This is a genomic window from Melaminivora alkalimesophila (assembly GCF_000282995.1).
Lineage (GTDB): Bacteria > Pseudomonadota > Gammaproteobacteria > Burkholderiales > Burkholderiaceae_C > Melaminivora > Melaminivora alkalimesophila.
In genome coordinates this window covers 1-13524 of the sequence record NZ_ALEE01000439.1, presented here as the reverse complement: position 1 = coordinate 13524, position 13524 = coordinate 1, and the positions used below count along the sequence as shown (strand labels likewise).

Annotated in this window: 14 protein-coding genes; 8 read left to right on the top strand and 6 right to left on the bottom strand. The window is 69.8% G+C overall.

The features are described from left to right. Positions 1 to 114 precede the first annotated feature (114 nt). Both upp and A612_RS08675 read right to left on the bottom strand, forming a co-directional pair. Complete coding sequence (gene upp, locus A612_RS08680; protein WP_019374111.1) at positions 115 to 747, bottom strand: uracil phosphoribosyltransferase; 633 nt, start codon at positions 745 to 747, stop codon at positions 115 to 117. A gap of 76 nt (positions 748 to 823) precedes the next feature. Further along, positions 824 to 2320: a helicase HerA-like domain-containing protein gene (locus A612_RS08675; protein ID WP_040436424.1), complete on the bottom strand. Its 1497-nt coding sequence runs from the start codon at positions 2318 to 2320 to the stop codon at positions 824 to 826. A gap of 77 nt (positions 2321 to 2397) precedes the next feature. On the opposite strand from A612_RS08675, the gene A612_RS08670 reads away from it, so the two are divergent. The 8 genes from A612_RS08670 to A612_RS08635 all read left to right on the top strand — a co-directional run bounded on the left by A612_RS08670 (position 2398) and on the right by A612_RS08635 (position 9822). Continuing rightward, complete coding sequence (locus A612_RS08670) at positions 2398 to 3117, top strand: YebC/PmpR family DNA-binding transcriptional regulator (RefSeq protein ID WP_019374109.1); 720 nt, start codon at positions 2398 to 2400, stop codon at positions 3115 to 3117. A 55-nt stretch (positions 3118 to 3172) separates the two neighbouring features. Beyond that, a complete protein-coding gene (purD, locus tag A612_RS08665) occupies positions 3173 to 4456 on the top strand; it encodes a phosphoribosylamine--glycine ligase (RefSeq protein ID WP_019374108.1) in 1284 nt (427 codons plus the stop codon). Continuing rightward, positions 4456 to 5409 carry an oxygen-dependent coproporphyrinogen oxidase gene (hemF, locus tag A612_RS08660; protein ID WP_019374107.1) on the top strand — a complete coding sequence of 318 codons (954 nt, stop codon included), beginning with the start codon at positions 4456 to 4458 and terminating at the stop codon, positions 5407 to 5409. Before purD ends, hemF begins: the two co-directional genes overlap by 1 nt. A gap of 110 nt (positions 5410 to 5519) precedes the next feature. Continuing rightward, positions 5520 to 6305 carry a ribosome silencing factor gene (rsfS, locus tag A612_RS08655; protein ID WP_019374106.1) on the top strand — a complete coding sequence of 262 codons (786 nt, stop codon included), beginning with the start codon at positions 5520 to 5522 and terminating at the stop codon, positions 6303 to 6305. A 27-nt stretch (positions 6306 to 6332) separates the two neighbouring features. Continuing rightward, positions 6333 to 6800 (top strand): 23S rRNA (pseudouridine(1915)-N(3))-methyltransferase RlmH, encoded by a 468-nt coding sequence (gene rlmH, locus A612_RS08650; RefSeq protein ID WP_019374105.1) that lies wholly within the window; start codon positions 6333 to 6335, stop codon positions 6798 to 6800. A 28-nt stretch (positions 6801 to 6828) separates the two neighbouring features. Next, positions 6829 to 7440, top strand: a complete 612-nt coding sequence (locus A612_RS08645) for a Maf family protein (RefSeq protein ID WP_019374104.1) — start codon at positions 6829 to 6831, stop codon at positions 7438 to 7440. A gap of 47 nt (positions 7441 to 7487) precedes the next feature. Next, complete coding sequence (gene rng, locus A612_RS08640) at positions 7488 to 8972, top strand: ribonuclease G (RefSeq protein WP_019374103.1); 1485 nt, start codon at positions 7488 to 7490, stop codon at positions 8970 to 8972. Positions 8973 to 9021: 49 nt separating this feature from the next. Next, complete coding sequence (locus A612_RS08635) at positions 9022 to 9822, top strand: alpha/beta fold hydrolase (protein ID WP_019374102.1); 801 nt, start codon at positions 9022 to 9024, stop codon at positions 9820 to 9822. 25 nt (positions 9823 to 9847) lie between these two features. Here the strand turns inward: A612_RS08635 and A612_RS08630 are convergent, their stop codons facing one another. The 4 genes from A612_RS08630 to lptG are packed head-to-tail and all read right to left on the bottom strand — an operon-like array spanning position 9848 to position 13486. After that, complete coding sequence (locus A612_RS08630; RefSeq protein ID WP_019374101.1) at positions 9848 to 10999, bottom strand: pyridoxal phosphate-dependent aminotransferase; 1152 nt, start codon at positions 10997 to 10999, stop codon at positions 9848 to 9850. A gap of 21 nt (positions 11000 to 11020) precedes the next feature. Then, complete coding sequence (locus A612_RS08625; protein ID WP_019374100.1) at positions 11021 to 11962, bottom strand: CysB family HTH-type transcriptional regulator; 942 nt, start codon at positions 11960 to 11962, stop codon at positions 11021 to 11023. A gap of 43 nt (positions 11963 to 12005) precedes the next feature. Then, a complete protein-coding gene (locus A612_RS08620; RefSeq protein ID WP_019374099.1) occupies positions 12006 to 12386 on the bottom strand; it encodes a sirohydrochlorin chelatase in 381 nt (126 codons plus the stop codon). Further along, positions 12383 to 13486 carry an LPS export ABC transporter permease LptG gene (gene lptG / locus A612_RS08615; RefSeq protein ID WP_019374098.1) on the bottom strand — a complete coding sequence of 368 codons (1104 nt, stop codon included), beginning with the start codon at positions 13484 to 13486 and terminating at the stop codon, positions 12383 to 12385. Before lptG ends, A612_RS08620 begins: the two co-directional genes overlap by 4 nt. Positions 13487 to 13524 lie beyond the last annotated feature (38 nt).

The window sequence follows — 13524 nt, the reverse complement described above, 5'->3', positions numbered from 1 at the left end:
CGGGCGTCGCCGCCGCACCAGTGCCGCGCCCGCCGCCCCCGGCGCCTTCGGCCACCGTGGGCCAGGTCGTGCCCTGAAGCGCCGGGCGGCGCCGCGCGTGCGCGTGCCGCGCGCCTACTTGGTGCCGAAGATGCGGTCGCCCGCGTCGCCCAGGCCGGGCAGGATGTAGCCGTGGCTGTCGAGCTCGCGATCGACCGCGGCGGTGTAGATCGGTACCTCGGGGTGGGCGCCCTGGAGCGTGGCGATGCCTTCGGGCGCCGCCAGCAGGCAGACGAACTTGATCGAGCGCGGCTTCAGCTGCTTGAGGCGCTCGACGGCGGCCGCGGCGGAATTGCCCGTGGCGAGCATCGGATCGACCACGATCACGTCGCGCTCGTGCATCTCCGAGGGCATCTTGAAGTAGTACTCGACCGGTTGCAGCGTCTGCGGGTCGCGGTACAGGCCGATGTGGCCGATGCGCGCGCCGGGCACCACCTCCAGCATGCCGTCGAGAAAGCCGTTGCCGGCGCGCAGGATGGAGACCAGCACCAGCTTCTTGCCATCGATCACCTTGCCGGTGGTGACCTCCAGCGGCGTCTCCACCTCGACCTCCTGCAGCGGCACGTCGCGCGTCACCTCATAGGCCATCAGGGTGGACAGCTCGCCCAGCAGCCGGCGGAAGCTGTTGGTGCTGGCGTCCTTCCTGCGCATCAGGGTCAGCTTGTGCTGCACCATGGGGTGGTCGATGAGGTGGACGTTGCTGCTCATGGGCTGGGCCTCTTGTTGGATGGGATTCGCAGGAAAACCGCGATTCTTGCACGCGGTTGGCGGCCTGGGCAGCGGCTCAGTGTTTCTTGCTGCCGCCCATCAGCCCGCCGAGCACGCCGCGCAGGATTTCGCGCCCCAGGCTGTTGCCCATGGTGCGCACGGCCGACTTGGCCATGGTCTGCACCAGGCCGTCCTTCCTGCCGCCGCGCGGCCCGGTGGTGCCGAACAGCAGGTCGTTGAGCACGCCCCCGCCGCCCGCGGCCGGGGCGCCAGGCGCGGCGGCCGGGCCCGAGGCGGCGTCGGCACGCGCACGCAGGATCTCGTAGGCCGACTCGCGGTCGATGGCCGTGTCGTAGCGGCCAGCGACCAGCGAGCCGGTGATCAATGCCTGGCGCTGGGCCTGCGTGATGGGTCCGATCTGGCTGCCGGGCGGAATGACGTAGGCGCGCTCGGTTTCACTGGGTCGGCCCTTGGCGTCCAGGAAGCTGACCAGTGCCTCGCCCACGGCCAACTCGGTGATCGCGGCCTCGATGTCCAGGCCGGGCTTGGGCCGCATGGTGCTGGCCGTCGCCTTGACGGCCTTCTGGTCGCGTGGAGTGAAGGCCCGCAGCGCGTGCTGCACGCGGTTGCCCAGCTGCGCCAGCACGCTGTCGGGAATGTCCATCGGATTTTGCGTGACGAAATACACGCCCACGCCCTTGGAGCGCACCAGCCGCACCACCAGCTCGATGCGCTCGACCAGGACCTTGGGCGCGTCGGCGAACAGCAGGTGCGCCTCGTCGAAGAAAAAGACCAGCTTGGGTTTTTCCGGGTCGCCGATCTCCGGCAGGCGCTCGAAGAGTTCCGACAACAGCCACAGCAGGAAGGTCGCGTACAGGCGCGGCGCGTTCATCAGCCGGTCGGCCGCCAGGATGTTGACCACGCCCATGCCGCCATCGGTCTGCAGCAGATCGTCGATGTCGAGCATGGGCTCGCCGAAGAACTGGTCGCCGCCCTGCTGCTCGATGGCGAGCAGGGCGCGCTGGATGGCGCCGATGCTGGCCGCGCTGACATTGCCGTATTCGGTAGTGAACTGCCTGGCGTTGTCGCCCACGTGCTGCACCATGGCGCGCAGGTCCTTCAAGTCCAGCAGCAGCAGGCCCTGGTCGTCGGCGATCCTGAACACCAGGTTCAGCACGCCCGCCTGCGTGTCGTTGAGCGCCAGCATGCGCGCGAGCAGCAGCGGGCCCATGTCCGAGACGGTGGCGCGCACCGGGTGGCCCTGGGCGCCGAAGACGTCCCACAGCGTGGTGGGGCAGGCGGTGGGCTCGGGTTGCGCCAAGCCGCGCTCGGCCAGCACGGCGGCCATCTTCTCGCCGATCGTGCCTTGCTGGCTGATGCCCGTGAGGTCACCCTTCACGTCGGCCATGAACACCGGCACGCCGATGCGCGAGAACTGCTCGGCCAGGGTCTGCAGTGTGACGGTCTTGCCGGTGCCGGTGGCGCCGGTGACCAGGCCGTGGCGGTTGGCCAAGCCCGGCAGGAGCCGGCATTCGGTGGAGGCGTTCTGGGCGATGGTCAGGGGAGGGGCCATGGTCAGCAGGGGCAATGGGCAGTCAAACGTAGAATCGGCCAAAGGTTAATTCAATTCGACGCATTGAGGACATTGCAGTGGCAGGACACAGCAAGTGGGCCAACATCCAGCACCGCAAGGGCCGTCAGGACGAGAAGCGCGGCCGCGTGTGGACCCGCATCATCCGCGAGATCATGGTGGCCGCGCGCCAGGGCGGGGGCGATCCGGCGACCAACCCGCGCCTGCGCCTGGCGGTGGACAAGGCCAAGGCGGCCAACATGCCGGCCGACAACATCAAGCGCAACATCGACAAGGCCACCGGCAACCTGGAGGGCGTGACCTACGAGGAAATCCGCTACGAGGGCTACGGCATCGGTGGCGCCGCCATCATGGTCGACACCATGACGGACAACCGCGTGCGCACGGTGGCCGAGGTGCGCCATGCCTTCTCCAAGCACGGCGGCAACCTGGGCACGGAAGGCTCCGTCGTGTTCCAGTTCCAGCACGTGGGCCAGCTGATCTTCGCCCCCGGCACCGACGAGGAGCGGGTCATGGAAGTGGCGCTGGAAGCCGGCGCCGAGGACGTGATCACGGACGATGACGGCGCCATCGAGGTGCTGACGGCGCCGGGCAGCTTCGAGGCCGTGCGCGAGGCGCTGTCGGCCGCGGGGCTGGAGGCCGAGGTGGCGGAAGTCACCATGCGCGCCGAGAACACCGTCGCGCTGTCCGAGGACGACGCGGCGCGCATGCAAAAGCTCCTGGACGTGCTCGAGGACCTCGACGACGTCCAGGCGGTCTACCACAACGCAGAACTATGAAACCTCCCTCCCTCCTGCCCCGACCACGCGCCGCACACCCATTCCGGAGGCTCCCATGAAGATCCTCGTCATCGGGGGCGGCGGGCGCGAGCACGCGCTCGCCTGGAAGCTGGCCCAGTCGCCGCGCTCCACGCGCGTGTACGTGGCGCCCGGCAACGGCGGCACGGCCAGCGGGCCGAAGCTGGAGAACGTGGCCATCACCGACGTGGTGCAGTTGCGCGAGTGGGCGGAGGAGCAGAAGATCGCATTGACCGTGGTCGGCCCCGAGGCGCCGCTGGCCGCCGGCGTGGTGGACGAGTTCCGCAGCCACGGCCTGCGCATCTTCGGCCCGACGCGGGCGGCCGCGCAGCTGGAGAGCTCCAAGGCCTTTTCCAAGGCTTTCATGCAGCGCCACGGCATCCCCACGGCCGCCTACGAGACCTTCACCGACCCGGCGGCGGCGCACGCCTATGTGGACCGGCTGGGTGCGCCGATCGTCATCAAGGCGGACGGCCTCGCGGCGGGCAAGGGCGTGGTGGTCGCCACCACGCTCGACGAGGCACACGCCGCGGTGGACGCGATGCTGGAAGACAACCGCTACGGCGTGGCGCACAACGAGGGCGGCGCGCGCGTGGTGATCGAGGAGTTCCTGGAGGGCGAGGAAGCGAGCTTCATCGTCCTCTCCGACGGCAAGGACGTGGTGGCGCTGGCCACCAGCCAGGACCACAAACGGCTCCAGGACGGTGACCAAGGTCCCAACACCGGTGGCATGGGCGCCTATTCGCCGGCGCCGGTGGTGACGGCCGACGTGCACGCGCGCGCCATGCGCGAGATCATCCTGCCGACCGTGCGCGGCATGGAAAAGGACGGCATTCCCTACACCGGCTTCCTCTACGCCGGCCTGATGATCGACCAGGACGGCCACCCCAAGACGCTGGAATTCAACTGCCGCATGGGCGACCCGGAAACGCAGCCGATCCTGATGCGCCTGAAGTCCGACCTGGTCGAGCTGCTGGTCGCGGCGGTGGAGGCGCGCCTGGAGCAGGTCGAGCTGCAGTGGGACCGGCGCACGGCGCTCGGCGTGGTGGTGGCAGCGCACGGCTATCCCGAGGCGCCGCGCAAGGGCGACACGATCACCGGCCTGCCGGCCGAGGCCGACGACGCCGTGGTGTTCCACGCCGGCACGCAGCTGGACGAGGACGGCACGCTGCGCGTGAGCGGTGGGCGGGTGCTGTGCGTGACGGCGCTGGCGGACAACGTGCGCCAGGCCCAGGCGCGCGCCTACGACGCGCTGCGCGGCATCCACATCGACGGCGCGCAGTACCGGCGCGACATCGGCCACCGGGCCGTGAAGAGCTGATGGCCACGCTGCTCGCCGACAACCCGGCCGTGGCCGGCGTGCGCGCCTACCTGCAGGAGCTGCAGGGGCGCATCACCGACGCCGTCGAGGCGCTCGAGGGGCCGGCCGGGCAGGGCGGGGCACGCTTTCGCAGCGACGCCTGGCAGCGCCCCGCGGGCTCGGGCAGCCTGCAGGGCGACGGCGTCACGCGCATCCTCGAGGGCGGCCGCGTCTTCGAGCGCGCCGGCTGCGGCTTCTCGCACGTGAGCGGCCCGCGCCTGCCGCCATCCGCCACCGAGCACCGGCCCGAGCTGGCTGGCGCGCCCTTCGAGGCCATGGGCGTGTCGCTGGTGTTCCACCCGCGCAACCCCTATGTGCCGACGGTGCACATGAACGTGCGCATGATCGCCGCCGGCCAACCGGGCGCCGAGCCGGTGTGCTGGTTCGGCGGCGGCATGGACCTGACGCCGTTCTATGCCTTTCACGAGGACGTGGTGCATTTCCACCGCGCCTGCCGGGATGCGCTCGCGCCGTTCGGGGACGAGCTGTACCCGCGCTTCAAGCGCTGGTGCGACGAGTACTTCTACCTGAAACACCGCGATGAGCAGCGCGGGGTGGGCGGCATCTTCTTCGACGACTTCTCCGAACTGGGCTTCGAGCAGAGCCTGGCGATGATGCGCAGCGTGGGCGATGCCTTCCTGGGCGCCTACGTGCCGATCGTGCAGCGGCGCGGCGACACGCCCTGGGGCGAGCGCGAGCGCGAGTTCCAGCTCTACCGGCGCGGGCGCTACGTCGAGTTCAACCTGGTCTGGGACCGGGGGACGCACTTCGGGCTGCAGTCGGGCGGGCGCACCGAGTCCATCCTGCTGTCGATGCCGCCGCTGGTGGCATGGAGCTACCGGCGCGAGTGGGAGCCCGGCTCGCCGGAAGCCGAGCTCGGCGAGCGCTTCCTGCAGCGGCGCGACTGGCTCTGAGCCGCACTCCCGGGCGCCCGGGACCGCGCGCGGCGGCGCGCGCCTACAGCCGGGCCTGCGGGCTCGCGGCTATAGTGCACACCATTCCCTTTTTTTCCTGAAACCGCCCGATGACCACTTCGATCAAATCGGAAACCGCAGCCAAGCGCGACACGACCAAGCTCCAGCGCGCCATCGTCGATGGCCTGGAGGACGTCAAGGCGCACGACATCCAGGTCTTCGATACCGAACACCTCTCGCCGCTCTTCGAGCGCGTGGTGGTGGCCACCGGCACCTCCAACCGGCAAACCAAGGCGCTGGCGGCCAGCGTGCGCGACGCGGTGCGCGAGGCCGGCTTCCCGAAGCCGCGCACGGAAGGCGAGGACAACGGCGAGTGGATCATCGTCGACTGCGGCCAGGCCGTGGTGCACGTGATGCAGCCAGCCATTCGCCAGTACTACCGCCTGGAGGAAATCTGGGGCGAGAAGCCGGTGCGCATGAAGCTGGGCGCCGCCAAGCCGCGCAAGACCATGGCGTCGGAAGACGCCGGCGAGGCCGCTGCCTCGGGGGGTGTCGCCGCGAAGAAGGCGGTGCGCAAGAGCGCGACGCGGCCCGCCCCGTCCCCGGACGCGCAAGCCACGGCCCCTGCAGCCAAGGCCCCGGTGGCCCGCAAGGGTTCCGCCGCAAAGAGAACCACAGCCACCGAAGGCGCCGCGCCACGCAAGCGCGCGGCCTCCGGCGCCGCCGAATCCACCACAAAGCCTGCCACCAAGGCGCCCGGCAAGAAGCCCGCTGCCAAGGCCACCAAGACGGTGGTGGTGAACAAGCCTGCGGCACGCAAGGCCGCCACCGGGAAGGCGCCCACCGCCAAGAAGACGCCGGCCCGCAAGGCCGTTGCCGGCTCCGGCAAGGCCTGAGTTGCCGGCTGGGGCGGACGATCCCGCATGCGGTTGCTCGTCGTTGCGGTCGGCCAGCGCGTGCCCGACTGGGCGCAGCAGGCCTGGAACGACTACGCCAAGCGCTTTCCGCCGGAGCTCAAGGTCGAGCTGAAGGCGGTGAAGACCGAGCCCCGCGGCTCCAAGACCCTGGCGGCCCTGCACGCCGCGGAGCGCGAACGCATCGAGGCGGCGATTCCGCGCGGCGCGCGCGTGGTGGTGCTGGACGAGCGGGGACGCAGCCTGGACACGCGCGCCCTGGCCGCGCGCCTGCGCGACTGGCAGATGGGCGGTGGCGACGTGGCACTGGTGATCGGCGGGCCGGATGGGATCGAACCCGGCTTTCGCGAGGCAGCGCACGAACGCATCCGTCTGTCCGACCTGACGTTGCCGCACGCCATGGTGCGGGTGTTGCTGGTCGAGCAGCTCTATCGCGCCTGGTCGGTCAATGCCGGCCATCCCTACCACCGTGAATGAAGCCGCAGGGCGGCCGAGTGCGCTTTCCATGAATTTCCTGTATCTCGCCTCGCAAAGCCCGCGGCGCAGCCAGCTGCTCTCCCAGCTGGGCGTGCGCCACGAGCTGTTGCTGCCCAACGTGGAGGGCGACATGGCCGAGGACACGGAAGAACTGGAGGCCGAACTCCCCAGCGAGGCACCGGCGGCGTATGTGCAGCGCGTCACCGCCCTGAAGCTGGAGGCCGCGCTGGCACGGCATGCGCGCCGCGGCCTGGCGCCGGCCCCGATCCTGTGTTCCGACACGACCGTGGCAGTCGATGGAAGCATCCTCGGGAAACCGGCGGATGCACAGGAGGCCGCGCACATGCTGGGGCGGCTGTCCGGGCGCGAGCACCAGGTGCTCACGGCGGTCGCGCTGGCATCCGGCGGCGCCGTGCATGGGGCCCTGAGCGTCTCGCGCGTGCGCTTCGCGCCGTTGTCGGCCGGGCAGATCGCCGCCTACGTGGCCAGCGGCGAGCCCATGGGCAAGGCCGGCGCCTACGGCATCCAGGGACGCGCGGCGGCCTACGTGGAACACATCGCCGGCAGCTATTCGGGCATCATGGGCCTGCCGCTGTTCGAGACGGCCGGCCTGCTGCGCGCCGCGGGCTGGAGCCTGTAGCGCCGGCTGGCTGCAGGGGGGCTGCTTTGAGGCATCATGAAGCCCCTATGCAGCAAGACATCCTCATCAACTGGGCACCCCAGGAAACGCGCGTCGCCGTGGTGGAAAACGGCGCCGTCCAGGAACTGCACGTGGAGCGCGCCCTCGAGCGCGGCCTGGTGGGCAACGTGTACCTGGGCAAGGTCTCGCGCGTGCTGCCCGGGATGCAGTCGGCCTTCATCGACATCGGCCTGGAGCGCGCGGCCTTCCTGCACGTGGCCGACGTCTGGCACCGCCACGAGGGTGCGGAGGCACACCCGGCGCGCAAGGGCGAGCCGCCGGTGCCCATCGAGCGCCAGGTGTTCGAAGGCCAGCCGCTCATGGTGCAGGTCATCAAGGACCCCATCGGCAGCAAGGGCGCGCGCCTGTCCACGCAGATCAGCATCGCCGGCCGGCTGCTGGTGTACCTGCCGCAGGACGAGCACGTGGGCGTCTCGCAGAAAATTCCCGCCGCCGAGCGCGAGGCCCTGCGCGCCCGGCTGCAGGCCCTGGTGGGCCACAAGGAGCAGGGCGGCGGGGGCGGTTTCATCCTGCGCACCAACGGCGAGGATGCGAGCGACGAGGAACTGGCCGAGGACATCGCCTACCTGCGCAAGACCTGGGCCGGCATCCGCCAGGCGGCGCTGACGCTGCCGGCCGGCTCGTTGCTGTACCAGGAGCTGAACCTGCTGCAGCGCGTGCTGCGCGACCTGGCGAGCGAGCATACGCAGTCCATCCGCATCGACTCGGCCGAGCAGTTCGCGCTGCTGATGGATTTTGGCCGCGAGTTCATGCCGGCGGCCGCGCCGAAGCTGCAGCTCTACCGCGGCGAGCGGCCGATCTTCGATCTCTACGCCATCGACGAGGAAGTGGCGCGTGCGCTCGGGCGCCGCGTGGACCTGAAGTCGGGCGGGTACCTGATCGTCGACCAGACCGAGGCGCTGACCACCATCGACGTGAACACCGGCGGCTACGTCGGCGCGCGCAACTTCGAGGACACCATCTTCAAGACCAACCTGGAGGCGGCCGGCGCGATCGCGCGCCAGCTGCGCCTGCGCAACCTGGGGGGCATCATCATCGCCGACTTCATCGACATGGCGCGCGAGGAGCACCGCAGCGCGGTACTGGCGGAGTTCAGGAAGCACCTGGCGCGCGACCGCGTGAAGACCATGGTGGGCGGCTTCTCGCAGCTCGGGCTGGTGGAGATGACGCGCAAGAGAACGCGCGAGTCGCTGGCCCAGATGCTGTGCGAGCCGTGCCCGACCTGCTCCGGCGTGGGCGAGGTCAAGACCGCGCGCAGCGTGTGCTACGACATCCTGCGCGAGGTGCTGCGCGAGGCCCGCCAGTTCAACCCGCGCGAATTTCGCGTGGTGGCCTCGCCCCAGGTGGTGGAGCTGTTCCTGGACGAGGAGAGCCAGCACCTGGCAGGCCTGTCGGATTTCATCGGCAAGCCGATCTCGCTGCAGGCCGAAGCCGGCATGGGGCCGGGGCTCTACGACATCGTGCTGCTGTAGCGCGCGGGCCCGCTCGCCCATGCCCCCGAAAACAGGATCGGAGCCGGAAATGAAGACCTCGGACGCGGTGACGGCGCAGGACATGCAGCTGCGGGGACCGGCCGGCGCGCGCCTGCACGCGCGGCGCTGGCGGCCTGGGCAGGCGAAGGTAGGAAAGCACGCGCCCATCGTGCTGCTGCACGACTCGCTCGGCTGCATTGCGCTGTGGCGTGATTTTCCGGAGCGGCTCGCGCGCGCCACCGGCCGGGAGGTTCTGGCCTACGACCGCCACGGCTTCGGTGCCTCCCAGGCCCGCCAGGAGCTGCCGGGCACCGATTTCGTGTGCGAGGAAGGCACGCAGGTGCTGCCGGGCCTGCTTGCGCAATGGGGGCTGGAGCGCTGTGTGCTGCTGGGCCACAGCGTCGGCGGCGGCATGGCGGCCCATGCGGCCGCCCACCTGGGCGCCGCCTGCGAGGCGCTCGTGACCATCGCTGCGCAGTGTTTCGTGGAGGAGCGGACGCTGCAGGGCATCCGCAACGCGCAGGCCGCCTTCGCCGATCCGGTGGAATTCTCGCGGCTGGAAAAATACCACGGCGACAAGACGCAATGGGTGTTCGATGCCTGGACGAAGACCTGGCTCTCGCCCGCCTTCGCGGACTACCGGCTCGACGAGGTGCTCGGCCAAGTGCGGTGTCCGGCCCTGGTGCTCCACGGCGAGCACGACGAGTACGGCTCGCCCGCCCATCCGCAGCGCATCGCGGCGGCCGTGCGCGGGCCGGTGGAGCTGGCCCTGCTGCCGGACTGCCACCATGTCCCGCACCGGGAGCAGCCTGAGGAGGTCGTGCGCCGGGTGGTGCGGTTCCTCGGCTGAGGCAGGCACGCCGCTCAGAGGCGGTTCAAAGACGACGCAGGCGCTCCAGCGCCGCGCGCAGCGTCTCGTCCTGCTTGGCGAAGCAAAAGCGCACCATGCGCTGGTCGAACCCGTCGCCGTAGAAGGGTGACAGCGGGATGCCGGCGACGCCGATTTCGCGCACCAGCCACTGGCAGAACTCCATCTCCGGCAGCTCGCTCACGGCCGAATAATCCACACACTGGAAATAGCTGCCCGTGCAGGGCAGGAGGCGCAGGCGCGAGCCCGCCAGGCCGTTGCGGAACAGGTCGCGCTTGGCTTGGTAGAAACCCGGCAGGCCGAGGTAGTGCGAAGGCTCCTGCAGGTAGTGCGCCAGCCCATGCTGCATCGGCGTGTTCACGGTGAACACGTTGAACTGGTGCACCTTGCGGAACTCCGCCATGAGTGGGGCGGGCGCCGCGACCGTGCCGACCTTCCAGCCCGTCACATGGAAAGTCTTGCCGAAGCTGGAGACGATGAAGGCGCGCTCGGCCAGCCCGGGAAAGCGCGCCGCGCTCTGGTGCTCGGCGCCGTCGAAGACCATGTGCTCATACACCTCGTCGCTCACCAACAGCACGTCCGTGGGCGCGAGCAGCGCCTCGAGCCGGCGCATGTCCTCGGCCGTCCAGACGGTGGCGCTGGGGTTGTGCGGTGTGTTCAGGACCAGCAGCCGGGTGCGCGGCGTGATGGCGGCCGCGATGCGCCCGAAGTCGGGGGCGAAGCTGCCGGGTGTGAGCGGCACGCGCACCGCGCGCGCGCCCGCCAGTTCGATGTTCGGCACATAGCTGTCGTAGCAGGGGTCGAGCACGATGACCTCGTCGCCCGGATGCACGCAGCACAGGATCGCCGTGAGGATCGCCTGTGTGGCGCCGGCCGTGACGGTGATCTCGCGCTCGGCGTCGTAGCGGCGCCCGTGCAGCGCCTCGATCTTGGCAGCCACCGCCTGGCGCAGCGCCGGGATGCCGGGCATGGGCGGGTACTGGTTGTGCCCGGTCTGCATGGCATGGGTGACGGCGTCCACCAGGGCCGGGTCGCAGGCGAAGTCCGGAAAGCCCTGGCCCAGGTTCACGGCCCCGTGCTCGGCGGCCAGGGCCGACATGACGGAGAAGATGGTGGTGCCCACCTCGGGCAGGCGGCTGGTGATCGGGGGAGTGGTCATGGGTGGCTGCGTCGTGCCGGGTCAGAGTTCGTAATCGTTCACGTGGCCGGTCATTGCACGGTCCACCAGGTCGCGGTTCAGGCGGTCGCTCAGCAGCTCCGCGAAGCGGTACACGAAGTTGCGCAGGTAGGCGCCGCGCTTGAAGGCCACGCGCGCCACGCTCTGGCCGAACAGGTGGCCCATCGGGCGCACCACCAGGTCGGGGTTCGGGTCGTCGCGCATCGCCATCTCGGCGACGATGCCGATGCCCAGTCCGAGCCGGACGTAGGTCTTGATGACGTCCGAGTCGATCGCCTCCAGCACGATGCGCGGCTGCAGCTTGCGCGTCGCGAAGGCCTGGTCGATCTTGCCGCGGCCGGTGAAGGAGGGGTGGTAGGTGATGAGCGGCTCGTGCGCGATGTCGTCCAGGCCGATGCGCTCGCGCTGCGCCAGCGGGTGCGCTGCCGGCAGCACCAGCACGTGCTGCCACTCGTAGCAGGGCAGGGTCACGAGCTCCGGATAGTCGGCCAGCGATTCGGTCGCCATGCCGATCTCCGCCACCTCGTCGATGACCATGCGCGCCACCTCGTGCGGCGTCGCCTGGTGCAGGCTGATGTTCACCTTCGGATAGAGCTCGCGCAGCCGCGCCACCGGCACCGGCAGCACGTAGCGCGCCTGCGTGTGGGTGGTGGCGATCGACAGGGTGCCGCTGTCCTGCTGGCTGTATTGCTCGCCGATGCGCTTGAGGTTGCCGACCTCGCGCATGATCAGCTCGATGCTGCGCAGCACGTGCTGCCCAGGCTCGGTCACGCGCTTGAGGCGCTTGCCGTGGCGTGCGAAGATGTCGACGCCCAGCTCGTCCTCCAGCTCGATGATCGCCTTGGAGACCCCCGGCTGCGACGTGTGCAGCGCCTTGGCGGCTTCCGTGAGATTCAGGTTGCGCCGCACAGCTTCCTGGACGAAACGGAATTGATGCAGGTTCATATCTTATTAGCTATAAGAAACAAGATTATTATGCATCAATAAGTTATGAAATCGCTGCCAGGGCGATCTCCGCGAGCACCGCCACCAGCTGTGGATGTTCGCCCACGGGCGGCGCCAGCTGCAGTGCCAGACCGGGGTGGGCAGCGGCCAGCGCCTGCACCCTGCGCGGCAGGTCGTCGCGCACGTGCCGGCCGACGCCCAGGAACACAGGCACGATGCTGACCTGCGCCACCCCGTCTGCCTGAAGCATTCCAATGGCCACTGCGAGGCTGGGCTCGCACAGCTCCAGGTAGGCGCAGCGCACCGCCAGGCCCGGCGCGAGTTCCGCAAGACGCGCCTGCACCGCCTCCACCGGGCGGCGCCACTGCGGGTCGCGCGAGCCGTGCGCCAGCAGCACCAGGCCCCGCCGGGCATGCCCGTTCACCGCCGCAACACCAGCCAGCCGAAGGCCGCCAGCGACAGCGCGCTGTAGATCAGCCCTGGAGCAGCAGCGGTCAGCCAGGGGGACCATTGCTGCAGGTTGCCCGCGAAGCCGAACAGGTTGTTCAGCAGGAAGAAGCTGATGCCCGCCATGACCCCGCCGAAGACATAGCCGGCGATGCCGCCGGAGCGGAAGTGCAGGTAGGCAAAGGGCAGCGACAGCACCACCATCACCAGGCAGCTCAGCGGATAGAACACCTTGCGCCAGAACTCGATCTCGTAGCGCTGGGCGGACTGCGCGTTCGCTTCGAGGTGGCGGATGAAGCGAAACAGGTCCACGGTCGCCATCTTGTCCGGCTTGAGCACGGCGGCTGCGACCATCTCGGAGGTCAGCGTGGTGGGCCACACCAGCTCGGGCAGCGCCTCGCGCCGCACGCTCAGCCCTTCGCCATCTGGGGCGCGCTCAAAGCGGCTGCGCTGCACCTGCGCAAGCCGCCAGGCTCCGCGTTCGGCGTCGAAATGACCCGCTTGCGCTGCCAGCGTGCTGCTCACCCGGCCCTCGCCGTCGAACTCGAAGACGCGCACGCCCCGCATCTGGCCGTCGGTGCCGAGCGCGCGCACATTGATCGCCCGCGAGTGCTCGCCGGCACGCTCCTTCAGCCACGCACCGGTCGCGCCGGTGCTGATCTGTCCGAGCTGGCGCGCGCTGAAGAGCTTGGCGGCACGCTCGGTGCCCGGCGTCACGTAGTCGCCCAGCACGAAGGTCAGCCCGGCGAAGGCCGCGCCCAGGGTCAGCAGCGTGCCCAGCGTGCGCCACGGCCCCAGGCCGCTGGTGCGCAGGATGGTGAACTCCGAACTCTGCGCCAGGCGCGCCATCACGAAGATGGTGCCGATCAGCACCGTGATGGGCAGCAGTTCGTACAGGTGCTGTGGCGCGCTCAGCGCGACATACACCAGCGCGTGCGAGAGCTGGTAGCCGCCGCGCCCCACCCAGCGCAGCTCGTCCACCAGATCGAAGAAAAAGAGCAGCGCCAGGAAGGCCAGCGTGACGAAGCCCACGCTGACCACCACCTCCCGGTAGAGGAAGCGCCGGATCGTCCTCACCGCCGCCTCCGGCTGCGCAGCGCGTCGCCGAGCGACCA